The sequence below is a fragment of the Rhizobium sp. SL42 genome (assembly GCF_021729845.1).
In the GTDB taxonomy this organism is placed as follows: domain Bacteria; phylum Pseudomonadota; class Alphaproteobacteria; order Rhizobiales; family Rhizobiaceae; genus Allorhizobium.
In genome coordinates, this window is the sequence record NZ_CP063397.1 from 105,211 (window position 1) to 130,302 (window position 25,092).

General features: G+C 61.5%; 19 protein-coding genes. 15 read left to right on the top strand and 4 right to left on the bottom strand.

Translation table 11 applies throughout. From position 1 onward, the window contains the following. Positions 1–105: 105 nt before the first annotated feature. The 7 genes from IM739_RS00460 to IM739_RS00490 all read left to right on the top strand — a co-directional run bounded on the left by IM739_RS00460 (position 106) and on the right by IM739_RS00490 (position 10,339). Entirely contained in the window at positions 106–2,160 is a 2,055-nt protein-coding gene (locus IM739_RS00460) for an acetate--CoA ligase family protein (RefSeq protein ID WP_237369334.1), read from the top strand. Positions 2,161–2,166: 6 nt separating this feature from the next. Further along, positions 2,167–2,949, top strand: coding sequence for a carnitinyl-CoA dehydratase (locus IM739_RS00465; RefSeq protein WP_237369335.1), 783 nt, complete (start codon positions 2,167–2,169; stop codon positions 2,947–2,949). Between the two features lie 124 nt (positions 2,950–3,073). Next, on the top strand, positions 3,074–4,663 hold the full coding sequence (locus tag IM739_RS00470; protein ID WP_237369336.1) for an ABC transporter substrate-binding protein: 1,590 nt from the start codon (positions 3,074–3,076) through the stop codon (positions 4,661–4,663). Next, positions 4,663–5,769: an ABC transporter permease gene (locus tag IM739_RS00475; protein WP_442981074.1), complete on the top strand. Its 1,107-nt coding sequence runs from the start codon at positions 4,663–4,665 to the stop codon at positions 5,767–5,769. Before IM739_RS00470 ends, IM739_RS00475 begins: the two co-directional genes overlap by 1 nt. Then, on the top strand, positions 5,769–6,596 hold the full coding sequence (locus IM739_RS00480; RefSeq protein WP_237370925.1) for an ABC transporter permease: 828 nt from the start codon (positions 5,769–5,771) through the stop codon (positions 6,594–6,596). The genes IM739_RS00475 and IM739_RS00480 overlap by 1 nt, the downstream gene beginning before the upstream one ends. Beyond that, positions 6,589–8,220, top strand: coding sequence for an ABC transporter ATP-binding protein (locus IM739_RS00485; protein ID WP_237369337.1), 1,632 nt, complete (start codon positions 6,589–6,591; stop codon positions 8,218–8,220). The genes IM739_RS00480 and IM739_RS00485 overlap by 8 nt, the downstream gene beginning before the upstream one ends. A gap of 115 nt (positions 8,221–8,335) precedes the next feature. Continuing rightward, positions 8,336–10,339 carry a CocE/NonD family hydrolase gene (locus tag IM739_RS00490; protein WP_237369338.1) on the top strand — a complete coding sequence of 668 codons (2,004 nt, stop codon included), beginning with the start codon at positions 8,336–8,338 and terminating at the stop codon, positions 10,337–10,339. Here the strand turns inward: IM739_RS00490 and IM739_RS00495 are convergent. Together IM739_RS00495 and IM739_RS00500 are read right to left on the bottom strand one after the other, a co-directional pair. After that, positions 10,332–10,742 carry an ACT domain-containing protein gene (locus IM739_RS00495; protein ID WP_237369339.1) on the bottom strand — a complete coding sequence of 137 codons (411 nt, stop codon included), beginning with the start codon at positions 10,740–10,742 and terminating at the stop codon, positions 10,332–10,334. The two genes, IM739_RS00490 and IM739_RS00495, sit on opposite strands and share 8 nt — an antisense overlap. Beyond that, positions 10,739–11,671, bottom strand: coding sequence for an alpha/beta hydrolase (locus IM739_RS00500; RefSeq protein WP_237369340.1), 933 nt, complete (start codon positions 11,669–11,671; stop codon positions 10,739–10,741). The genes IM739_RS00495 and IM739_RS00500 overlap by 4 nt, the downstream gene beginning before the upstream one ends. 173 nt (positions 11,672–11,844) lie before the next feature. Between IM739_RS00500 and IM739_RS00505 the strand changes: the two genes are divergently transcribed. After that, positions 11,845–12,246 (top strand): (R)-mandelonitrile lyase, encoded by a 402-nt coding sequence (locus IM739_RS00505; protein ID WP_237369341.1) that lies wholly within the window; start codon positions 11,845–11,847, stop codon positions 12,244–12,246. 41 nt (positions 12,247–12,287) lie between these two features. Here the strand turns inward: IM739_RS00505 and recQ are convergent, their stop codons facing one another. Both recQ and IM739_RS00515 read right to left on the bottom strand, forming a co-directional pair. After that, positions 12,288–14,147 carry a DNA helicase RecQ gene (gene recQ, locus IM739_RS00510; protein ID WP_237369342.1) on the bottom strand — a complete coding sequence of 620 codons (1,860 nt, stop codon included), beginning with the start codon at positions 14,145–14,147 and terminating at the stop codon, positions 12,288–12,290. Positions 14,148–14,239: 92 nt separating this feature from the next. Continuing rightward, positions 14,240–15,202, bottom strand: coding sequence for a glycosyltransferase family 32 protein (locus tag IM739_RS00515; RefSeq protein WP_237369343.1), 963 nt, complete (start codon positions 15,200–15,202; stop codon positions 14,240–14,242). 204 nt (positions 15,203–15,406) lie between these two features. Between IM739_RS00515 and IM739_RS00520 the strand changes: the two genes are divergently transcribed. From IM739_RS00520 to IM739_RS00550, 7 genes are all read left to right on the top strand, one after another. Further along, a complete protein-coding gene (locus tag IM739_RS00520; protein WP_237369344.1) occupies positions 15,407–17,308 on the top strand; it encodes an ABC transporter ATP-binding protein in 1,902 nt (633 codons plus the stop codon). Further along, the gene (locus IM739_RS00525; protein WP_237369345.1) at positions 17,305–19,206 is read left to right on the top strand and encodes an ABC transporter substrate-binding protein; all 1,902 of its coding nucleotides are present in this window, start codon (positions 17,305–17,307) and stop codon (positions 19,204–19,206) included. Before IM739_RS00520 ends, IM739_RS00525 begins: the two co-directional genes overlap by 4 nt. Positions 19,207–19,208: 2 nt before the next feature. After that, positions 19,209–20,207 (top strand): ABC transporter permease, encoded by a 999-nt coding sequence (locus IM739_RS00530; protein ID WP_237369346.1) that lies wholly within the window; start codon positions 19,209–19,211, stop codon positions 20,205–20,207. Next, the gene (locus tag IM739_RS00535; RefSeq protein ID WP_237369347.1) at positions 20,204–21,379 is read left to right on the top strand and encodes an ABC transporter permease; all 1,176 of its coding nucleotides are present in this window, start codon (positions 20,204–20,206) and stop codon (positions 21,377–21,379) included. The genes IM739_RS00530 and IM739_RS00535 overlap by 4 nt, the downstream gene beginning before the upstream one ends. Positions 21,380–21,450: 71 nt before the next feature. Continuing rightward, positions 21,451–22,662 (top strand): glycosyltransferase family protein, encoded by a 1,212-nt coding sequence (locus IM739_RS00540; RefSeq protein WP_237369348.1) that lies wholly within the window; start codon positions 21,451–21,453, stop codon positions 22,660–22,662. Between the two features lie 2 nt (positions 22,663–22,664). Further along, a complete protein-coding gene (locus IM739_RS00545; RefSeq protein WP_237369349.1) occupies positions 22,665–23,915 on the top strand; it encodes a glycosyltransferase family 4 protein in 1,251 nt (416 codons plus the stop codon). Next, entirely contained in the window at positions 23,912–25,090 is a 1,179-nt protein-coding gene (locus IM739_RS00550) for a glycosyltransferase family protein (RefSeq protein WP_442981111.1), read from the top strand. Before IM739_RS00545 ends, IM739_RS00550 begins: the two co-directional genes overlap by 4 nt. Positions 25,091–25,092 lie beyond the last annotated feature (2 nt).

Genomic DNA, 25,092 nt, shown 5'->3' on the forward strand with positions numbered 1-25,092 from the left:
AAACACGGACCTGTCCGTGGCAAAAAGATCGCGCCCCCATCGACCTCCTCCCTTGAGGGGGAGATGGTCGGCAGGCCAGAGCGGGGTACCTTGGACGACACTCCTATGACCCGTTCCCTCGATCGCCTCATCCGCCCGCGCACGATCGCCGTCTTCGGAGGCCGCGAAGCGCGCCGTGTCATCGAGCAATGCGACAGGATGGGGTTTGCCGGCGAAATCTGGCCGGTCCATCCCAAGCTCGACGAAATCGCGGGGCGCCGTTGCTTTCGCTCCGTCGCCGACCTGCCCGCAGCCCCCGATGCCGCATTTGTTGGCGTCAATCGTATATCGACCGTCGAGATCGTGCGAACCCTAGCCTCCGCCGGGGCGGGCGGCGCAGTCTGTTACGCCTCCGGCTTCAGCGAGGCCGCCGGCGAACTCGCCGATGCCATCGATCTTCAGGCGGCCCTCGTCGAGGCGGCAGGATCCATGCCGATCATCGGCCCCAACTGCTATGGCCTGATCAACGGCCTCGACGGCGCTTTGCTCTGGCCGGACCAGCACGGCATCGTCCGCGTCGAAAAGGGCGTGGCGATCCTCACCCAGTCTTCCAACATTGCGATAAACCTCTCCATGCAGCGCCGTGGCCTGCCGATCGCCTATCTGATGACCGCCGGCAATCAGGCGCAGACCGGGCTCTGCGACATGGCGCTGGCCGCCCTCGAAGACCCGCGCGTCACGGCAGTCGGCCTGCATGTCGAAGGCTTCGACAGCCTCACCTCCCTCCAGGCACTGGCAAACCGCGCCCGTGCCCTGAACAAGCCGGTCGTGGTTCTCAAGGTCGGCAAGTCGGAGCAGGCTCGCCGGGCAACTGTCTCGCACACCGCCTCGCTGGCAGGTGGCGATGCCGTCGCTTCGGCCGTATTCGCCCGCCTCGGCATCGGCCGCGTCTCCACCCTGCCGCAACTGATCGAAACGCTGAAGCTGCTGCATATTGCCGGTCCTCTTTCAAGCAACCGGCTGTCATCGATGAGTTGCTCCGGCGGGGAAGCCTCGCTGGTCGCCGATGCGGCCTGCGACAGCGCAATCGTTTTTCCACCGCTGAACTCCGAACAGCTCAAAGCCCTGCGTCACAGCCTTGGCGATATGGTCACGCTCTCCAATCCGCTCGACTACCACACCTTCGTCTGGGGTGACTTCGAGCGTCAGAGACAGGCTTTCTCGGCCATGTTCGCGGGCGATTTCGCCCTCAATCTGCTGATTCTCGACCTGCCGCGCGATGATCGCTGCGATGGTGCCGACTGGATCACCACAATTGATGCCGTGGCGGCTGCGGCAGGCGACACCGGCGCGCTGGCCGGTATCGTCGCGACACTGCCGGAAAACATGCCGGAGCTTATCGCGCTTCGACTTTCGGCCGCGGGCATCGTTCCGTTCTGCGGAATAGACGAGACCATCACCGCGGCTTCGGTGGCAAGTGCCATCGGCGCTGCTTGGCAAAAGCCGATGGCAGCCCCCCTGCTCGACATACGCCCGATCGCTGGCGAACTCGAGACATTGAACGAGTTCGAGGCCAAGATCGAACTTGCCAGCTATGGTGTTCCAGTGCCCCGCGGCATGGTGGCCGACTCCCCCGGACAGGCGGCAGCTTGTGCCGCTCAACTCGGCTTCCCGGTTGCCGTCAAGGGTCTCGGCATCGATCACAAGAGCGAGGCAGGCGCGGTGTTTCTCAACCTTTGCGATCATAAGCAGGTTGAAGAGGCAGCCAATAGCATGGCCCCCATCACAGCACGTTTTCTCATCGAGACAATGGTCGAACGGCCAGTTGCAGAACTTATCGTCGGCGCCATTCGCGACCCCCTGGCCGGATTGGTCCTTACCCTTGGCGCGGGCGGAATTTTGGTTGAATTGCTTCAGGATTCAGCGATTGTGACACTTCCGACGACAGAAGACGCCATTCTGGAAGCGTTATCGTCCCTGAAGATCAAAAAACTGATCGATGGCTATCGCAACACAACCGGTGGCGATCTCGGCGCCACAGTGAAAACCGTCGCTGCGACAGCAGATTATGTCGTAAAGAACGCTGCAACCCTGGAAGAACTCGACCTTAATCCATTGATGATCCTCAAGAATGGGCAAGGTGCCGTTGCGGCAGATGCCCTCGTTCGGCGAAGGAGGTAGCATAGGTTGAACAGTCCGATCCGCACCCGGCGCGACGGTGGCATCTTCGAGGTCGTGATCGACCGTCCGAAGGCCAATGCCATTGACCTTGCGACCAGCCGTGAGATGGGCCTGATCTTCCAGCGCTTCCGGGACGACCCGGATCTGCGCGTGGCGATCCTGACTGCCACCGGCGAGAAGTTCTTCTGTGCCGGCTGGGATCTGAAGGCGGCTGCCGACGGCGATGCGGTCGATGGCGACTATGGCGTTGGCGGCTTTGGCGGATTGCAGGAACTGCGGCACCTGAACAAGCCGGTCATCTGCGCCGTCAACGGTATCTGCTGCGGCGGCGGACTGGAAATCGCGCTGTCGGCAGACCTGATCATTGCCGCCGCCCATGCGACTTTCGCACTTCCGGAAATCCGCTCGGGCACTGTGGCCGACGCCGCTTCGATCAAGCTGCCGAAGCGCATACCCTATCACATCGCCATGGACATGCTTTTGACCGGCCGCTGGCTCGATTGCGCCGAGGCCCACCGCTGGGGCTTTGTTAACGAGATCGTTGCGGCAGACCAGCTCATGGACCGCGCCTGGCAACTGGCGCGCCTGCTCGAAAGCGGCCCGCCGCTTGTCTATGCCGCAATCAAGGAAATCGTCCGCGAGGCAGAGGGCGAACCGTTCCAGGCTGTGATGAACAAAGTCACCAGGAGGCAGCTGGCAACGGTCGATGTGCTTTACGGCAGCGAGGATCAGAAGGAAGGTGCAAGGGCCTTCGCCGAGAAACGCGACCCGATCTGGAAAGGAAAGTGAAAAGGGCGGCTGCAACCGCACCATTTTCCCGCATGAAAACGACGACGCACGGACGGAAGAGGAAACCTGCCCTGCGGAAGATCGAAAAAGTTCTGTCAACGCACAATAACGAAGGAACAGGGGAATGACTGACTATCTGAAATATCTCGCCAAGGGCGCCACCACCGGCGGCATTAGCCGCCGCGAATTCATGGGTCGTGCGCTTGCCGCCGGCGTATCCTTGACCGTCGCAAGCCAGCTCTTCGCAGACAGCGCCCAGGCCCAGGAGCCGAAGCGCGGCGGCCATCTCAAGCTCGGCCTCGAAGGCGGCTCGGCCACTGACAGCAACGACCCGGCCAAGTTTCTCTCGCAGGTGATGTTCTGCATCGGCCGTTGCTGGGGCGACATGCTGGTCGAATCCGAGCCTCTGACCGGCCAGCCGGTGCCGGCGCTGGCCGAAAGCTGGGAGCCTTCGGCCGACGCATCGACCTGGACCTTCAAGATCCGCAAGGGCGTCAAGTTCCACGACGGCAAGGATCTGACGATCGAAGACGTCGTGAAGACCTTGCAGCGCCACACCGACGAAAAGTCGGAATCCGGCGCGCTTGGTGTCATGAAGTCGATCAAGGAAATCAAGGCCGACGGCGACAATCTCGTGCTGACCCTGACTGAAGGCAATGCCGACCTGCCGCTGCTGTTGACCGACTACCACCTCGTCATCCAGCCGAACGGCGGCTACGACGACCCAAGCTCGGCAAACGGCACCGGTCCGTACAAGATGACCAGCTTCGAGCCCGGCGTCCGCGCCACGTTCGAGCGCAACAAGGAAGACTGGCGCACCGATCGCGGCTTCGTCGATTCGATCGAGATCATCGGCATCAACGACGCCACCGCCCGTATCGCGGCGCTGTCCTCCGGCCAAGTTCACTATATCAACCGCGTCGATCCGAAGACCGTATCACTGTTGAAGCGCGCCCCGACCGTTGAAATTCTCTCGACTTCGGGCCGCGGCCACTACGTCTTCATCATGCATTGCAACACCGCGCCGTTCGACAACAACGACCTGCGCATGGCGTTGAAATACTCGATGGACCGCGAAACCATGGTCGAGAAGATCCTCGGCGGCTATGGTAAAGTCGGCAACGACTTCCCGATCAACGAGACCTATGCGCTCTTCCCCGAAGGCATCGAGCAGCGCGCCTATGATCCGGACAAGGCCGCCTTCCACTACAAGAAGTCCGGCCACAGCGGCCCCGTCCTGCTGCGCACCTCCGACGTCGCCTTCCCCGGCGCTGTCGATGCAGCTGTTCTTTACCAGGAAAGCGCCAAGAAGGCCGGCATCGAGATCGAGGTCAAGCGCGAGCCGGGCGATGGCTACTGGTCCAACGTCTGGAACGTGCAACCTTATTCCACCTCCTATTGGGGCGGTCGCCCGACCCAGGACCAGATGTATTCCACGGCCTATCTTTCGACCGCTGACTGGAACGACACCCGTTTCCTGCGTCCCGACTTCGACAAGATCCTGCTGGAAGCCCGCTCGGAACTCGACGAGGCCAAGCGCAAGGAAATGTATCGCGACATGGCGATGATGGTCCGCGACGAAGGCGGCCTGATCCTGCCGATGTTCAACGACTTCGTGAACGCCGCCTCCAAGCAGGTGAAGGGTTATGTGCACGACATCGGCAACGACATGTCGAATGGCTATGTCGCAACCCGCGTCTGGCTCGACGCCTGATGACGGGCGCTGGACCGACAAACGGTCCGGCCACGCCGAATGATGCGCCCGGGGCTGAAGAGCCCCGGGTCGCGATCATTGCGGGTGGACCGGCACTTCTGACGGGGAGCGGAGCAAAGGGCGCCACCGCTGGCGGTATCCGGCTCCTGCGCAGCCCGCTCGCATCGCTGATCTTACAACGCCTCGCCCTCAGCGTGGCGTTGCTGTTTGCCGTCTCCATATTGATATTCGGCGGTGTCGAAGCCCTTCCAGGCGATTTCGCCACGACATATCTCGGCCAGTCGGCAACGCCCCAGGCGGTTGACAACATCCGCAAGGATCTCGGCCTCGACAAGCCGCTGACCGAGCGCTACGTCACCTGGCTGAGCGGGGCTGTGCAGGGCGATTTCGGCACGTCCTGGGCCAGCCGAAATTCGGTCAGCGAACAGATCGGCAAGCGGCTCGGCAATTCTCTCTTCCTCGCCTTCTTTGCCGCCATCGTCTCCGTTCCACTGGCGATCGGCCTTGGCATGCTCGCCGTGCAATACCGCAACCGCCTGCCCGATCGCATCATCAACATCGTCTCGCTGGCGGCGATCTCCCTGCCGGAATTCTTCATCGGCTACCTGCTGATCCTGTTCTTCGCCGTCAATCTCGGCATCGCGACCTTCCCGTCCACCGTCTATGACAGCATGACCTTCGTCGAGAGGCTGAAGGCGATCGCGCTCCCGGTCACCACGTTGGTTCTGGTCGTGCTCGCCCACATGATGCGCATGACCCGCGCGGCCATTCTCAGTGTCATGTCATCCGCCTATGTCGAAACCGCCGAGTTGAAGGGCCTGTCGAGCCTGCGCATCATCGCCCGCCATGCAGCACCAAACGCGATTGCCCCCGTCATCACCGTCGTTGCACTCAACCTTGCCTATCTGGTGGTCGGCGTCGTCGTGGTCGAGGTGGTCTTCGTCTATCCCGGCATGGGCCAGTACATGGTCGATGCCGTGACGGTGCGCGACATGCCGGTGGTGCAGGCCTGCGGCCTGATCTTCGCCGCCTTCTATATCCTGCTCAACATGGCAGCCGATATCCTCGCCATTCTTGCCAACCCCCGGCTGAGGCATCCAAGATGATGAGATTTCGCGCAATCCCCCTCAGCGCCTGGATCGGCATTCTCGGCATCGCCATCGCCGTATTCGCCGCCATCTTCGCCGATCTCATCGCACCCTACGGCGAACGCGAAATTGTCGGCGAGATCTGGCTGCCCATGGGTGGCGACTTCCTTCTGGGCACCGACAATCTCGGACGCGATCTCCTTTCGCGCCTGATCTTCGGCGCCCGCACGACGATCAGTGTGGCGCTGGCAGCCAGCATCCTGTGTTTCTCGCTCGGCATGATCCTCAGCTTCACCGCCGCAGTCACCGGCGGCGTGGTCGACCAGATCCTGTCACGTCTCAACGACCTGATGATGTCGGTGCCGGCCCTGATCCTGGCGCTTGTTATCCTAGCCGTCCTGCCGCAGAACATTTTCATCCTGATCACCGTCATGGCGGTGATCGACTCGACCCGTGTCTACCGCCTGGGCCGTGCCGTGGCGCTCGATGTGGCTGTTATGGAATTTGTCGAGGCAGCCAAGCTGCGTGGCGAAGGCAAGATCTGGATCATCTTCCGCGAAATCCTGCCCAATACGCTCTCGCCGCTGCTCGCCGAGTTCGGCCTGCGTTTCGCATTCTCGATCCTGTTCCTCTCCACCCTCTCCTTCCTCGGCCTCGGCATCCAGCCGCCGGCCGCCGATTGGGGTGGCATGGTCAAGGACAACAAGGACGGCATCATTTTCGGCATTTCCGCAGCCCTCGTTCCCGGCGGGGCGATCGCCGCCCTGGCGGTCTGTGTCAATCTGGTCGTCGACTGGCTGCTCAAGCGCACGTCCAGCCTGAAAGGAGGACGTGGAGATGCGTGAACTTCTATCCGTCAGGAACCTCAAGATCGAGGCAACCAGCTATCCCCCCGGCGCACCACCCAGACGCGTGACGTTGGTCGACGGCGTTTCATTCGATCTGGCCAAGGGCAGGGTGCTCGGCCTCATCGGCGAATCCGGCGCCGGCAAATCGACCATCGGTCTCTCGGCACTCGCCTATGGCCGGGGCGGTGCGGAAATCACCGGCGGTCAGGTCATCCTCGATGGCATCGACATCCTGCCTCTGGGAAAGAATGGCATCCGCAAGATCCGAGGCGCCCGCGTCTGTTATGTCGCGCAGTCTGCGGCTGCCGCATTCAACCCCGCCCACAAGCTCGGCAACCAGGTCATCGAGGCAACGGTCATGCACGGCCTGATGAGCCGCGAGGAAGCCCGCAAGCGCGCCCTCTACCTGTTTCAGGTGCTCGGCCTGCCCAGTCCCGAGACCTTCGGCGACCGTTTCCCGCACCAGGTCTCCGGCGGCCAGTTGCAGCGCGCCATGACCGCCATGGCGCTCTGCTCGAACCCGGAACTGATCGTCTTCGACGAACCGACAACTGCGCTTGACGTCACAACTCAGATCGACGTGCTGGCCGCCATCAAGCATGCGATCGAGGAAACCCAGACCGCCGCTCTTTACATCACCCATGACCTCGCCGTCGTTGCCCAGATATCCGACGACATCATGGTCCTGCGCCACGGCAAGACCGTCGAATACGGGCCGGTGCAGCAGATCATCGAGCAGCCGAAGGAAGACTACACGCGCGCGCTGGTCAATGTCCGCCAGACGGCACGCGACGAAGCCCCCGACCAGACGAACACCCTGCTCAAGGTCGAGCATGTCAGCGCCCAGTATTCGAACGGCTTCAAGGTGCTACACGATGTTTCTCTGCACCTGCCGAAAGGCCAGACCCTGGCGATCGTCGGCGAATCCGGTTCGGGAAAATCGACACTTGCCCGCGTCATCACCGGTCTCCTGCCGCATACCGAAGGTAGCGTCACCTTCGACGGAATGCAGATGACCCCGGCCCTGAAGAGCCGTTTGCGTGAGGACCTGCGCCGCATCCAACTGATCTACCAGATGGCGGATACGGCAATGAACCCGCGCCAGACGGTGCGCGACATCATCGGCCGACCTCTGACCTTCTACTACGGCCTGCGAGGCGCTGCGAAGACCGCCCGGGTAAAGGAACTGCTCGACCAGATTGAAATGGGCTCCGGCTTCGTCGATCGATATCCGGCGGAACTGTCCGGTGGCCAGAAGCAACGCGTGGCAATCGCAAGGGCGCTCGCTGCCAAGCCGGAACTCATCCTCTGCGACGAACCGACATCGGCGCTCGACCCGCTGGTTGCCGAAGGCATCCTGAAGCTGCTGCTGCGGCTGCAGCAGGAAGAACAGCTTTCCTACGTCTTCATCACCCATGACATCGGCATCGTCCGTGCCATCGCCGATTCCGTCGCCGTCATGCATCGCGGCAATCTGGTCCGTTTCGGTCCGAAATCGAAAGTGCTCACACCACCCTTCGACGACTACACCGACCTGCTGCTGAAATCCGTCCCGGAGATGGAAATCGGCTGGCTGGAAAAGGTGCTGGCGACCCGCAGGATGGCAAGTGCCGGCAACTGAGATTGCCGCCGTCTCCACCAAATCGCCTCTTCCCGCCCGCGGGAAGAGGATCAAGGCATGAGGCGGATTGCCGCCTCGATAGACTGTTCCAGTTCAGAAAGACGTCCCCAACTCCATGACCGCCCGCCCCTTCACCGTCATCGAAAACCAATGGATCACTCTTGCCGACGGCACCCGGCTTGCCGCCCGCATTTGGATGCCGGATGGTGCGGACGCCGACCCCGTCCCCGCCGTCTTCGAATTCCTGCCCTATCGCAAGCGTGACGGAACCAGCCCGCGCGACGAATCCACCTATCCGGTTTTTGCCGCTGCCGGCATCGCGGGTGTCCGCGTCGATATCCGCGGCTCCGGGGAATCCGACGGCGTGATCGACGGCGAATATACCGAGCTGGAACTCGCCAATGCCTGCGAACTGATCGCCTGGATCGCGGACCAGCCCTGGTCGAACGGCTCGGTTGGCATGATGGGCATCTCCTGGGGTGGCTTCAACTGCCTGCAGGTCGCGGCCCTCGGGCCTCCGGCATTGAAGGCCGTCATCTCGATCGCCTCGACCACCGACCGCTACAATGACGACATTCACTACAAGAACGGCACGCATCTGTCGGCCCAGCTCTCCTGGGCCGGAACCATGCTCGCCTATCAGTCACGCGCGCCCGACCCCGAGATCGTCGGTGATCGCTGGCGCGACATGTGGAGGGAACGGCTGGAAAATGAGCCCTTCTTCATGGAGGAATGGCTCACCCACCAACGCCGTGACGGATTCTGGAAACACGGCTCGATCGGCGAGAATTTCTGCGCTGTCGAGGTGCCTTCGCTGGTGATCGCCGGCTGGGCCGACGGCTATCGAAACACGCCCCTTCTGGCCGTCGAAGGCATGAGCGACCGTGCCAAGGCCCTGATCGGCCCGTGGGTCCACAAATATCCGCATTTTGCCTGGCCCAAGCCCCGCGCCGACTTCCACGGCGAGGCCATAGCCTTCTGGAATCGCTGGCTGCGCGGCGAGGAAAACGGCGTGGAAAACCTGCCGCAAGCCCGTGCCTATATCCTCGAAGGACCCAAGCCTGCGCCGCGCCGCGATGTCGATCCCGGCTTCTGGATCTCCAAGGACACCTGGCAGCGGCCTGAAATGCAATGCTTCTACGTCGAAGCCTTCGGCACACTTACCGAAGGCCTGCCGATCCCGCATGCACCGGTCCATGACGTCTATCTGAAATCGCCGCTCGATACCGGCACCGCCGCCGGCGAATGGTTCACCCTGAAGCCCGACGCGGAACTCGCTGGCGACCAGCGTGTCGACGACGCCGGTTCGCTGACCTTCCAGACCGGACCACTATCGGCCGCACATGATTTCTTTGGTCGCCCGGAGCTTACCATAACCCTCAGCAGCGACGCGCCTGTGGCCAACCTGATTGCCCGCATCGTCGACATCCATCCCGACGGCTCGGCGACGCGCGTCGCCTTCGGCGTGCTCAACCTCACCCACCGCGACGGCAATGGCGATCCGCAGCCGATGCAGCCCGGCATGCGGACGCAGATCCGCCTGCTGCTGGACGCCTGCGGCTACCGATTCAAGCCAGGCCATCGCATCCGCCTGTCGCTCTCGACGGCCTACTGGCCGATGGTGCTGCCGTCTCCGACCGATGCCGGCCTCACCCTCGACATCGCCTCGCTCGGCCTCGCAATGCCGAAACTCGGGATCCATGAAACGTTCGAGATGAAACAGCCGGACAATCCCAATCCGCTGCCAACCTATATCGAGCATGCACCGGGCAAGACCGAGCGAAAGGTCGTCCGTGACATGTCCGCCAACCGCACGGACTATATGATCTACGAGGATACCGGCCTGTTCGAGCATCCGGACACCGGGCTTTCGACCCGCCAGCTGCGCGACGAGACCTGGTCGATCTCGCCAGGAGATCCTTTGTCGATGACAGGAACATCCGTCTGGACCTGCGACATGCAGCGACCCGGCTGGTCGGTGCGCACGGTATCGACCTCGCGCATAGCCTGCACCGAGACGGAATGGCTGATCAGTGCGTCGGTTGTCGCTTACGAGGGAGAAACCCAGGTTTTCGAAAAGACCTTCCCGCAAAAGGCGATCCGCCGCGATCTCATGTAGCCGAGACCGACAGCGCCCGGATCGCTTCAATGGCCCGGTGTGCATCCGCAACCGGCACGAAGATATGGTCGTGGTAGTAGGCCGCGACCACATTGGCACTGATGCCTTCCCTGGTCAGTGCCGTTGCCAGTGCAGCGGTCATGCCGACGGCCTCCAGCGACGAGTGCACCGTGATCGTGATGCAGCGAAGCGGGGCGCTCGCCTCAAGGTTCACCGCATCGGCAGCTTCCCTCGGCAGGATCAGCGTCAACCCTTCCGCCTCGTGAAACAGGCCGATCGGCTGCATGGCAAGACAATCGGCAAGCATGTCCGGGGATACGGTCGCATAGACGAATTCGCCATCAACCAGCATCGGCTCCAGGCCTGCCAGAAGCGCGGAAAGATCGCTGATCCCCCGGCTCATCCGGAAACATCCGCCATGCCGGTAATCGCTTCGCAAAGCGCATCAAACCCGCGGCGCGCGCCCTCGCTCATGTGCCGGGCCCTCAGCCAGGCATGTACCATCTGCGGTTCGTCGCGGAATGTTGCCTCCACGCCGGCCTGTCTCAATCTCTCTGCATAGTGCCAGCCGTCGTCCCGCAGCGGATCGAAATGTGCCACCGTGATATAGGCAGGCGGCAGACCGGCAAGCGATGCCGACAGAAGCGGATAGGCCACCACATCATCCGCCGGCGCCTGGAGCACCGCTCGGTAGTAGGCCACATCCGCGGTCGTCAGGCCCGGCGCCTCGGCCATTTCCGCATAGGAACCTGACACCAGGTCGCCGCCGAGTGCCGGATAGATCAGCGCCTGACCGACGATCCCGGACAGTCCGGCATCCCGCGCCCGGATCGCCAGCCCTGCGGCAAGATTGCCGCCGGCACTGTCGCCGATCAGAACGACCTCGTGTCCGTCGGCCAGCAGATGCGTCAGCACGGCAAAGCAGTCATCCGTCTGCGCCGGCCAGACATGCTCCGGTGCAAGGCGGTAATCCACGGACACGAGTTCGGCGCCGGCACGATCGGCAATCTCGGCGCAGATCGCATGGTGGCTTTCCAGCGAGCCGACAACAAAACCGCCGCCATGAATATAGTAGAGCACGGTCGCTGTGCGAATTGCAGCCGGCATGTATCGCCGGATCGCAACCGCCCCGATCCGGCCGTCTTCCGTCGCCATGCCTTTCGGCAGCGGCCGGTCGAAACGGGCACACAGAGCATCATACCAGGCGCGCTGCTGGGCGATCGAAGCCTCGACCGCATCCGGCGGATAGAATCCGTCGCAGATTTCCAGGAACTCCAGGATCCCCGCCTCGCTTGGACGTGACGGATGGAATGACTTGTGATGAAGATCCATGGATGCGGCCTATCTTGGCAAACGGTCTTGAAATGTCCGTATGATGCTAGGCGCTTTTGCCGACGAAGCAACTCGCAACCACCGCATTCGGCAATTGATGATGCGCATCGCAGCCGACGGCTCTATGGTTCCCAGATCCACTGTGCCGAACGGCGACGACAGGAGAAAATGACATGAAGATTACCAAGGCAGGCTCCATCGCCTCGGCAAAAGGCCCGGCCGAATATTTTACCGGAACGGTCCGCATTGATGCCCGCACCCAGACCGAGAACCCGGCACGGGTGGGCACGGCCACTGTCACCTTCGAGCCGGGCGCCCGCACGGCATGGCATACCCACCCGCTCGGCCAGACCTTGATCGTGGTCTCGGGCATCGGCCTTGCCCAGCGCGAAGGCGCCCCGATCGAGGAAATTCGCCCCGGCGACATCGTCTGGTTCGCCCCCGGAGAAAAACATTGGCATGGCGCCTCGCCCAATGTCGCGATGACGCATATCGCTATTCATGAAGCGTTGGATGGGAAATCGGTGGACTGGCTGGAGCATGTCACGGATGCCGAATACCAGCCGGCGGGCTGACACGGCAATCCGTGCGACGCTTTCTCCGATAATCGACCCAGTTAGCGGGAATGCGCGAGGATGACATCGAGAAACGCCTCGCCATAGCGCTCCAGCTTCGATTGCCCGACACCGGAAATATCGAGCATCTCGTCTTCATCCGACGGCCGCTCGGTGGCGAATGCAACCAGTGTCGTATCGGGGAAAACGACATAAGGCGGGACGCCGAGATCCTTGGCGATCTCCATGCGCTTTGCCCTCAGCGCCTGGAAAAGTTCCATATCCGCACCTTCCAGCCCCGCCTTGGCATTGGCCGAACTGACGGAGGTCGATCGCGACGCCTTGCCGGTCGTCGGGCGATCCTTGCGGAAATGCACCTCGCGCTCGCGCTTGAAGACTGACCGGGCCTCGGGTTCCAGCTTCAACGCGCCGAAGGCCGAATGGTCGACACTGACGAGGCCAGCGGCCAGAAGCTGGCGATAGACCGATTGCCAGGTCTTCGACGCAAGCTCCTTGCCGGCACCGAAGACCGGCATGTCGACATGGCCGAAACGGCTGGTCTTTTCGTTCTCGTTGCCGAGCAGGACGTCGATCAGATGCCCCGTACCGAAGCGCTCGCCGGTGCGGTAGATCGCCGCCAGCGCCTTGATCGCAGCCTCGGTTCCGTCCCAGGTCTCGACCGGCTTGAGGCAGGTGTCACAATTGCCGCATTGGCCGCCATGGGCTTCACCGAAATGCTTGAGGATCGCCTGGCGCCGGCAGCCGGCAGTCTCGCAGATGGCGAGCAATGCATTGAGCTTGGCGCGTTCGACCCGCTTGATGTCATTGCCGGACGAACCCTCGTCGATCATCCGCCCGCGCTGGATGACATCGGCCATGCCGTAAGCCATCCACACATCCGACGGCAGCCCGTCACGACCAGCGCGGCCGGTTTCCTGGTAATACGCCTCGACGGAACCCGGCAGATCGAGATGCGCGACATAGCGCACGTTGGGCTTGTCGATGCCCATACCAAAGGCAACGGTCGCGACCAGGCAAAGATCCTCCTCCTTCAGGAAGGCATCCTGATTGGCGTCACGAACCGCGCGATCCATACCAGCGTGATAGCCAAGCGCATGGATGCCCTGCGCGTTCAGCCATTCTGCCGTGTCCTCGACCTTGGCGCGCGACAGGCAATAGACGATCCCGCTCGAACCCTTGTGGCGCCCGAGAAACCGGAGCAGCTGCTGGCGTGGCTGGTCACGCTCAACGATTTCGTAGGCAATGTTCGGCCTGTCGAAGGATGTGGTGAAGACTTCCGCCGATTGAAGCTGAAGCTTGTCGATGATGTCATCGCGGGTATGCGGATCGGCCGTCGCGGTCAGCGCCATGCGCGGCACGCCCGGATAATCTTCCGCCAACCGTCCGAGTTCGCGATATTCCGGCCGGAAATCATGGCCCCACTGCGATACGCAATGTGCCTCGTCGATCGCAAACAACGCGATCTTGGCGTTGCCGATCGTTTCCTTGAAGGCCGCCGTCACGATACGCTCCGGAGTGACATAGAGCAGGTCGAGTTCGCCTCGGGCGATCGCCCGGCGCACGTCGCCGAATTCCTCCCGCGACAACGACGAATTCAGCGCTGCGGCCCGCACGCCCAGCTGCTTCAGCGCCTCGACCTGGTCGCGCATCAGCGCGATCAACGGCGAGACCACCACGCCGAGCCCGCTGCGGCAGAGAGCCGGTATCTGGAAACACAACGATTTGCCGGCACCGGTGGGAAACAGCACGACGGCATCGCCGCCCGATACCACCCGATCGACAACCGCAGCCTGCTTGCCCCGAAAAGCAGGATAGCCATAGACCCGCTTCAGAACCGAAACGGGACTGTCCATTCCCTCGTTTTCAAACAGGGCAACGGTATGACTTTCATTCTGCGGCATGGAATCGCTTTCTCGGCTGGGCGGCGACCATGCCACAGATTTCATCGCTTTTCGAGCCGAGCGCAGGCGTTGCGACCATCAGGGCGCAACCGTCACCAGGATTTCCACGCCAGAAGCAGGCCGCCATCCTCCGCTTCGGCCGCCCGGCAGGCAGCCTCGACGTCCTCGAATGCAGCGCCCCTTTTCAGGTTGGCCGCGACAAAACCGGAATCGGCCAGCGCGATCGAACCGCCGCGACCGATCAACGTGAAGATCAATGGTCCGGTAGACCACCAGGCCGGCGCACCGTGCATACTTTCGACGATCGACGACAGTACCGTGTTCAGTCGAACCAGGGCCGGGTGATGCGGTGGCGTTGCGATGAAGGAATTCGCCAGCAACACGCTGCCGCGCCCGGTATTGCGGGGGATATCTTCCGGCATCGCCGTCAATCCCGTCATCGGCAACAGGTCGTGGAAACTGATATCGGATCGCGCCGGATACCAGTCGCAATCTAGATAGATGCCCCCCTCCTGCTCCAACAGGATATAGCGTGCCACGTCCACCGCCCCCGGATAGTCGCCGTCTCGCAGCATCGTCCGGTAGGCCGGATTGTCGGCAATTCCGGCGGCCTCGAGTTCCTGCTCCCGCCAGAGACAATAGCCGTAGCCATGCTGCGCCGCGTGTTTTTCCCAGGCAGCCGTGGACGGCGGCAGCGCGTTCGGACCGATCCAGATCTGATGAATGATCGGCGGGATTGCCTGCCGGTTGGCCTCGGCGAATTCGCGCCGTTCTGCGGTGCTGAAACGCGCATGAGCCGCCAGAAGCTCGGGGGCCGGCACCAGATGGAACTGATAGCCGATACGCTTGATCGCATCGCCCTCGGCCTTGGCAAGTTTCAGCATCGCCGAATGCAGGCGCCGTGGCAGGCCAAGCGACGTCTTCGGTCCCATCGCGGCATGATCCGGATCCGACGTCAGCGCATCGAGCAGTTCCCGCGCCGCGTCGAACGCCCCGGCGTCACGAAGCGTCGCTGCCTTTTCCAGGACAGCGTTCAGTCTTTGCTTGGCTGGCATGTTGCAATCCTCAAGATATCGGCCGTGATCGGTGCGCGGTACCTTGGGCGCCCGTCCTGCGCACTTTGCCCCGAAGGACAAAAGTGGCACAAAAGAAAGGCATGGACAGAAACGAAGCACACGCTAATCTCTTCATCAAGCAACATTATAAGCGGAATGCAGAAGCATCCAAGGGGCGAGAAGGCAAATATGAGTCCAAGCGAAATGCGCCCATCAAAGGACCTGTTGCGAATTGAAAACCTGCACGTATCGTTTTCGATCATGGGCGCAAGCATTACCGCTGTCAGAAATGCGAACCTGCGGGTACTGCCGGGCAAGGTGACTGCGCTGGTCGGGGAATCGGGCTCCGGCAAATCCGTCATCAGCCAGACCGTCATGGGACTTCAGGCGCCGACGGCAACCGTATCGGGCAAGATCCTGTTTGACGACTCCCTGTCGGACAGTGGCCAGATCGATATCCTTCCCCTTCCCCATGATGGCCAGAAGATCCGCTCGATCCGCGGAGGCCGCATGGGCATGATCTTCCAGGAGCCGATGACCTCCTTCTCGCCATTGCACACCATTGGCAACCAGATCGGCGAAGCGCTTCATATCCACAGTGGCCTCAAGGGCGCGGAGGTGCGCGAGCGCTGCGAGCACATGCTTTCGCGCGTCGGCTTCACCGATCCGCGCAAGGTCTTCGACATGTATTCCTTCGAGCTGTCGGGTGGCATGCGTCAGCGGGCGATGATCGCAATGGCGCTGATCTGCGGCCCTGCGCTTTTGATTGCCGACGAACCGACGACCGCGCTCGACGTGACCATCCAGGCCCAGATCCTGAAACTTCTGCGCGATCTCCAGGCCGAAATGGACATGGCCATCCTTCTTGTGACCCACGATCTCGGTGTTGTGGCCAATATCGCCGACGAAGTCGTCGTCATCTATCAGGGCGAGATCATGGAAGCCGGGCCTGTCGACACGATCTTCCGCCGCCCCGAACATCCGTATTTGAAAGGCCTGATGGCGGCCATTCCCCATTTCGGCATGAAGCGGGGCGACCGGCTCAAGCCCTTGCGGGAAATCCATGTCAATCAGCAAAACCTGCTCGGCAAGGCATTCCAGGCCCGCTCGGGCCCCGACATCATTCTCAAGGTCGACAATCTCAGCAAGACATTCGAGACCCGCAAGGACAACTGGAAGCTTCCCGGCTTTGCCCGCGAAAAGCCGAAGACCCCACCTGCGGTCGATGGTGTCGGCTTTGACATCAGAAGAGGCGAATGTCTGGGGCTGGTCGGCGAAAGCGGCTGCGGCAAGACCACCGTCAGCAAGATCCTCATGCGCGCTGTCGAACCCGATACCGGCTCCGTCATCTTCGACGATGGCGACGGCCCGATCGATGTGCTGAACGCCAAGGGATCGCAATTGCGCACCCTGCGCACCAAGATCCAGATGGTCTTCCAGGACCCGCTGTCCTCGCTGTCGCCGCGCATGACGATCGGTGACATTCTCAGCGAACCGCTCGACATTCACGGCCATGGCGACGTTGCCAAGCGCAAGATGGCGGTCAAGGCGCTGATCAAGGCGATCGGGCTCGACGAAGCGTCCCTGAACCGCTACCCGCACAGCTTCTCCGGGGGCCAGCGACAGAGAATTGGCATTGCGCGGGCATTGGCTCTTGGGCCGAGCCTCATCATTTGCGACGAACCGGTTTCTGCGCTCGATGTCTCTGTCCAGGCACAGATCCTCAACCTGCTGAAAGACTTGCAGAAGGACCTCGGCCTGACATACCTGTTCATTTCCCACAACCTAGCCGTCGTCGACTACATGGCGGATCGGGTCGCCGTCATGTGGGCCGGCCGCATCGTCGAACTTGCACCTCGGGAAGTGATCATGACCGCACCTGTCCACCCCTATACGAAGGCGTTGCTGGATGCAGTCGCCTTCCCCGATCTTGATCGCCCTCTGAACTTCGCCACGGCTGGCAAGACCAGTTCCGTGTCGCGCAGCACTTGGGCAAAAGCATTCTGCGACGGCGATGAAGGAGATGTCATGGCGCCGGCAGATCTTGGCGGTGGTCATTTCGTCCTCGCCCGCAAGAATGTGGACATACGGGAACTGGCTCTGTGATCACGCGCCGAACCGCCCTCGGTATGCTGGCTTCCGCAATTCTGCCGGGCGTGGCCCGCGCGGCCTACAGCCAGTCCGAATACCTGACCGCCGCCGTCGAGGCCGGGCGACTTCCAGCCGTTGCCGAGCGCCTGCCGAAACAGCCTCGCGTCGTCGACCTGCATTCCATGGGTCGCGTACCGGGCGCGCATGGTGGCGCGGCCCGCATGTTGATCGGCGGCCAGCGAGACGTGCGGCTGATTCCGATCAACGGGTATTCCCGTCTCGTCGGATATGACGAGCATCTCCAGCTGCAGGCCGACATTCTCCAATCCTTCACGGTCGAAGAAGAGCGCATCTTCGAATTCCGCTTGCGCGAAGGGCACAAGTGGTCGAACGGTGATCCGTTTACTGCCGAAGATTTCCGCTATTGCTGGGAAGATGTCATTCTCAACCGGGAAATCCACAAGGGCGGCCCACCGGTTGATCTGCTGGTCGATGGTAAGCCACCACGTTTCGAGGTCATCGATCCTCTGACCATCCGCTACACATGGGAAAGTCCGATCCCGGACTTCCTGCCGAAACTGGCGTCCCCGATTCCGGTCGCGCTGGCGCTTCCCTCCGCGTATCTCCGGCAGTTCCACGCCACATACCAGGACCCCAAGGCCCTGGACGAACTGGTCCGACGCCACCGCGTCGATGACTGGCGGCTCCTGCACATCAAGATGTCGCGCCAGCAACGCCCGGAAAATCCGGATCTGCCGACCCTGGAGCCGTGGCATCCAACGATTGCGCCGCCGGCCGAGCAGTTCATTTTCGAGCGCAATCCCTATTTCCATCGGGTCGACGAAGATGGCCGCCAATTGCCCTATCTCGACCGGCTCATCCTGAATGTCAGCTCGCCGGATATCATCGCGGCAAAGACAGCGACCGGCGAAAGTGAACTGCAATTCGTCGGCCTCGATTTTTCCGACTACACGCTTCTGAAGGAAGCGGAAAAGATCTATCCGCTGAAGGTGTCCCTGTGGAAGCGAACGCAGGGGTCGATGGTCTCGCTGCTGCCGAACCTGAACTGCGTCGACGATGGCTGGAGGCAGGTGTTTCGCGACGTGCGCGTACGCCGGGCAATGTCGCTGGCGATTGACCGCAACGAGATCAACAAAGCGATTTTCTATGGATTGGCGCAGCCCAGCGCCGATACGATCTTGCCGGAAAGCCCGCTTTTCAAGCCTGAATACGCAGCGGCATGGTCGTCGCACGACCCCGAACAGGCCAACAGGCTGCTCGACGAAGCCGGGCTCGATCGCCGCGACGGTGCTGGAAACCGGATCCTGCCAGACGGACGACCCGCGCATATCATCATTGAAAGCGCAGGCGAAAGCACGCTGGAAACCGATGTGCTGGAACTCATTACCGACCATTTCCACACGGTCGGGCTCTCGCTTTTCATTCGCACGTCGCAACGCGACATCTTCCGCAGCCGCGCGATTGGCGGTCAGATCATGATGTCGGTCTGGCAAGGCCTCGACAACGGTGTGCCAACCTCGGAAATGTCACCCAGCGGCCTGGCACCGAGCTCAGACGACCAGTTGCAATGGCCGCTCTGGGGCATGTACTTTGCTTCAGCCGAGACAAAGGGCAAGGCTCCCGACATGCCCGAAGTCCAGTATATGGTCGACAGGCTCAGGGCCTGGCGCCAGACGACGACGGCCGAGGCGCGGACGAAAATCTGGGGTGAGATGCTGTCCCACTATACGCAACAGGTTTTCAGTATCGGCACCGTCAATGGTGGCCTGCAGCCGATTGCAAGGTCGAGGCGGCTGCGCAACCTTCCCGACAAGGCGCTGTTCGGCTTCGATCCGACCAGTTATCTCGGTGTCTATATGCCGGACACCTTTTGGTACGATAGAGACGTGTGATCATGCTGCGATATATCCTATGGCGCATCGCCGTGATGGTACCGACACTGGTCCTGATTTCCATGCTGGTTTTCACGATCATCGAACTGCCGCCCGGCGACTATTTCGAGAGCTATGTTTCCGAGTTGCGCGCCATGGGCGAGGCGGCGGACATGGCAGAGATCGAGGAATTGCGCGCCCGCTACGGCTTCGACCAACCGCCTGTTCTGCGCTATGTCCACTGGATAGGCGGGATGCTGGTCGGTGACTTCGGCTATTCCTTCGAATATCGCCTGCCCGTCTCGGATGTCGTCGGCGATCGATTGTGGCTCACCGTGCTGGTATCGTTCGTGACGATCATCTTCACCTGGCTGCTGGCCTTCCCGATCGGCATCTATTCGGCCACTCACCAGTATAGCTGGGGCGACTATGGCCTGACCTTCCTGGGCCTGATCGGCATTGCGGTGCCGAACTTCATGCTCGCCCTGGTGATGATGTATTTCGCCAATATCTGGTTCGGCGTTTCGATCGGCCATCTGATGGACCGCGAGTTTCTCAATGCGGCGATGAGCTGGGAAAAGTTCCGCTCGATCCTGTCGCATATCTGGATCCCGGTGATCATCATCGGCACGGCCGGCACGGCCGGCATGGTCCGCCGCCTCCGCGCCAATCTTCTTGATGAACTGCACAAGCAATATGTCGTGACGGCAAGGGCGAAGGGCCTGCACCCGTTGCGGGTCCTCCTCAAATATCCCCTGCGCATGGCGCTCAATTTCTTCATATCCGATATCGGCTCGATCCTTCCGGCGATCATTTCCGGCGCAGAAGTCACCGCAATCGTCCTGTCGCTTGAAACGACGGGTCCGATGCTGATCAAGGCCTTGCAAAGCCAGGACATGTATCTCGCCGGTTCGTTCCTGATGTTCCTTGCCTTTCTGACCGTTGTCGGCGTGCTGGTGTCTGACATCGCGCTTGCGATACTCGATCCGCGCATTCGTCTGGGCGGAGGGAGCCAGAAATGAACACACCGCTTCCCGAACCCGGCGCACCGATGGGACACTACGTCTCGAGCGCCGCCTTCGATCCCTATGCCGCAGAGCGCAAGGTCGAGGAACTCAAGCACATCGCCAAGGCATCACAGTTCCAGCTGATGTGGTGGCAGTTCCGCCGCCACAAGATGGCGCTGTATTCCGGGATCTTTCTCGTCCTGGTCTATGTCAGTATTCTGTTCAGCGAATTCCTGGCGCCTTACAACCTGCATACCAAGAATATCGACTTCATCCACACACCGCCGCAGACCGTGCGCTTCATGCACCAGGGCAACTTTGTCGGACCCTTCGTCTATGGCCAGCGCATGACGCTGGACATGGACACGCTGAAGAGGGTGTATACCGATAATACCGACGATATTCAGAGGCTGCGCTTCTTCTGCCGCGGCGATGGCTATCGGTTCTGGAACCTGGTGGACGCCAACCTGCATCTGGTCTGCCCGGCCGAAGGCGGCCAGCTCTTCCTGCTTGGCACCGACCGTCTGGGCCACGACATGCTGTCGCGTATCATCTATGGCGCGCGCATATCGCTGACGATCGGCATTTTGGGCGTCATGATGAGCTTTGTCCTCGGCATCGTCATCGGCGGGCTTGCCGGCTATCACGGCGGCATCTTCGACCTTCTGGTCCAGCGCGTCATCGAGGTCCTGCAGTCGATCCCGAGCATCCCGCTATGGATGGCGCTGGCGGCGATCATCCCGGTGACCTGGAGCCCGATCCTCGTCTATATCGGCATCACCGTCATTCTCGGCATGCTGGACTGGACCGGACTTGCACGCGCGGTCCGCTCGAAACTGCTCGCGCTTCGCGAGGAAGACTATGTGCTGGCTGCTCAGGTGATGGGTGCGGGCAGTGCCCGTATCATCCGCCGCCATCTCGTGCCCGGCTTCATGTCGCACCTGATCGCCAGCGCCACCCTGACCATTCCCGGCATGATCCTTGGCGAGACCGCACTGAGCTTCCTCGGCATCGGCCTGCGTCCGCCTATCACCAGCTGGGGCATCCTCCTGACCGAGGCGCGCAGCGTCAACATTATTGCACTTTATCCCTGGCTATTGTTCCCTGTGGTGCCTGTCATCCTGGTTATTTTGGCTTTCAATTTTCTTGGTGACGGTCTACGCGATGCGGCCGATCCCTATAAGTGAAACGGAATTTCGATGCGCAGGAATCCTCCCAGCACTCTTGCGGCTTCCAGTGGAGCCGAGGGACTTCGCTCATGACGCGCAGTTTTGAGCAAGGCCGCATCCTCATGTACAGCCACGACACCTTTGGTCTCGGGCACCTTCGCAGGTGCCGGACCATTGCCCATGCGCTGGTGGAGGAATACCGCGGCCTCAACGTGCTGATCATATCGGGTGCAACGATTGCCGGTGCGTTCGACTACCGGGCACGTGTCGATTTCGTCAAGATTCCAAGCGTCATCAAGCTGCGCAATGGCGAATACACATCGCTTGAGCGCCATATCGATCTGGAAGACACGCTCAACATGCGGCGGTCGATCATTCGCCATACCGCGGAAACATTCAAACCCGACATCTTCATCATCGACAAGGAGCCCATGGGCCTCGGCGGTGAGGTCGAGGAAACCCTGGCCTATCTCAAGGGACGTGGAACCAAGCTGATCCTGGGCCTGCGCGAAGTGATGGATGCGCCGCATCTGCTGGAGGCGGAGTGGAAGCGCAAGGATGTCATGCAGAAGATCGAACGCTTCTATGACGACATCTGGGTCTATGGCCCGCCGGACTTTTACGATCCCCTGATTGGCCTCGATGTCCCGGCACCCGTCCGTGCCAAGATGAATTTCGTCGGCTTCCTGCAGAGGAGCGCGCCCCATCAGGATCGCTCGCTGCATCAGCCGGACGGCGACTATATCCTTGTCACCACCGGTGGCGGTGGCGATGGCGCCGATCTGGTCGAAGACGTGATCCAGGCCTATCAGCAGGACCCGACGCTGACCCACAAGGCCTTGATCGTGCTGGGTCCCTATATGCCGGCCGAACAACGCACCATGTTTGCGAAGAAAGGGGCAGCCATTCCGTATATCGAGGTGATCGAATTCGACACCAGGATGGAAGAGCTGATCGCCAGTTCCAAGGCAGTCGTGGCGATGGGCGGCTACAACACCTATTGCGAAATTCTCTCCTTCGACAAGCCGGCGTTGATCATCCCGCGCGTGATGCCGCGCGAGGAGCAGTTGATCCGCGCCACACGCGCCGCCGAACTCGGCCTGATCGACATGCTCAGGCCGGAGGAATCCCGCGATCCGAAGCGCTTGGCGGCCGCGTTGAAGGCACTTCCAAATCGCTTGCCACCGTCAAGCAACAGCGCAGGCCTGCGTCTTGAAGGCCTGAGCAATATCGCCCGCATGGTCGGCAGTGAACTGGCCCAGCGCGAACTGATTCCAGCCATCGCAGAAGAGGCCCACTAGGTTTGCCGCATTCCCGTAAAATCGTCGTGCTGCTGAAGGGATATCCGCGGCTGTCGGAAACCTTCATCGCCCAGGAATTGCTGGGTCTTGAAAAGGCCGGTCTTGAACTGGTCCTCGTCGCGTTGCGCCACCCCACCGACAAGAAGCGACACGCCGTTCACGATGAAATCCGGGCACCGGTCCACTACCTACCGGAATATTTGCATCAGGAGCCGATCCGGGTGCTGCGTGCCTTGTTTGCAATCCGCAAGCTGCCGGGTTTCCGCAAGGCATTTGCGCAGTTCCGTTCGGATCTGGCTCGTGACTACACCCGCAATCGCTTCCGCCGCTTCGGACAGGCGGCAGTGCTGGTGAACGAATGGCCGAAGGACGCCGGCTGGCTGCACGCCCACTTCATCCACACGCCGGCATCGGTCGCCGCGTATGCCAGCCAGATCACCGGCATTCCCTGGACCGTGTCCGCCCATGCCAAGGATATCTGGACTTCGAAGGACTGGGAACTCTCCGATAAGCTCGCAAGTGCGCGATGGGCCGTGACCTGCACAAGAACCGGCTACGAGCATCTGCAGCAGCTCGGCCCCGAAGACGTCAGCCACATCCATCTGAGTTATCACGGGCTTGACCTGAACCGTTTTCCGCATTTCGACGGGCTTCGCCCGCCACGCGATGGCACAAGCAGCGAAGATCCCGTTACGATCATCAGTGTCGGCCGCGCGGTCGAGAAAAAGGGCTATGATGTCCTGCTGAAGGCATTTGCCCTCCTGCCACCGGACCTGCACTGGCGTTTCGTTCATGCCGGCGACGGTGGCGAGCGTCCCAAGTTGAAGAAGCTGGCCCATGAACTGGGCATCGAGGACAAGATCACTTGGCTGGGCGCCGTCGATCAGAAGGATGTCCTACAGGCCTACCGCACAGCCGATATCTTCGCGCTGGCCTGCAGGATCACCAGCGATGGCGACCGTGACGGTCTTCCCAATGTTCTGGTCGAGGCGGCGAGCCAGCGGCTGACCTGCATCGCCACTGACATTTCCGGCATTCCCGAATTGTTCAAGGACGATGAAAACGGCCTGCTGGTTCGATCGGAAGATCCGCAGGCTCTCGCCGCAGCACTGGAACGGGCGATCCGCGATCCCGAGCTTCGCAACCGCCTTGGCAAGGCCGCCGAAACAAAGGTACGCGGCAGTTTCGACTATCATTCCAGCGTCGGACAGTTGAAGGCGCTGTTCGAAAGCGAATGGCAGACGTCGAAATGACGGACGCTGCAGCGATAGGATCTCGGCCCCGCGTCCTCTACTACGTTCAGCACTTGCTGGGCATCGGTCACCTTGCAAGAGCAAGTCACATCGTCCAGGCGCTTGCCGAGAACGACTTCGAGGTGACCCTGGTGACCGGCGGAATGTCTGTTGCGGGATTTCCGGCAGGCGGCATGGACCACGTCACCCTGCCGCCGATTGCTGTCGGCGACGGCGGATTTTCGCAACTGGTCGATGCCGATGGAAATCCGGTCGATGATACCTTCAAGGCGCAACGGCGCGAGCTATTGCTCGCAACCTATCGTGACAAACGGCCAGACATCGTCATCCTCGAAGCCTTTCCCTTCGGCCGTCGGCAGGTGCGTTTTGAACTTCTGCCGTTGATCGACGCCATCGAGGCGACACAGCCGCGTCCGCTTTTGCTGACATCGCTGCGTGATATCCTCCAGGAACGTGCGAAACCGGGCCGTGACGAGGAAACCGTTGACCTGGTCCGCCGCCACTTCGACCATGTCCTGGTGCATGGTGATCCGGACTTCGTCAGGCTGCAGGATACATTCCCGCTGGCTCGCTCCATTGCGGACCGGGTCGCCTATACCGGGCTGGTCACCGGACGTCCGCCCGCCCCGCCGCATGAACGGTTCGACATCGTCGTATCGGCTGGTGGAGGCGCAGTCGGCGCCGGCGTGATCGAGGCGGCGCTGGATGCATCGATAGAACTGACCGACCTTGGACGCTGGTGCATCATCACCGGCCCGAATCTGCCGCAGTCGGATTTCGACCGGTTTTCCGCCAAAGCGCCTGGCCATGTGCAGCTGGCGCGTTTCCGCACCGATTTCCGCAGCCTGCTGACCACGGCGAGACTGTCAATCTCCCAGGCCGGCTATAACACGGTCTGCGACATTCAGCAGGCGGGATGCAGATCGGTGCTGGTTCCGTTCGCATCCGGCGGAGAAACCGAACAAACCGCGCGCGCCGAGAGACTGGACCGCATGGGCCTCGCGGTCGTCTTGCCGGAAAACATGCTCTGCGGCGACACGATGGTTTCCGCGATAGAGAGGGCACTTGGGCAGGTCGATCTGCCGGATGTGCCTGTTTTGCAACTGGACGGGGCAAATCGGACAGCCGAGTTACTGAGAGACCTTCTAAATAAGCGACCGACTTCCCAGCTATGATG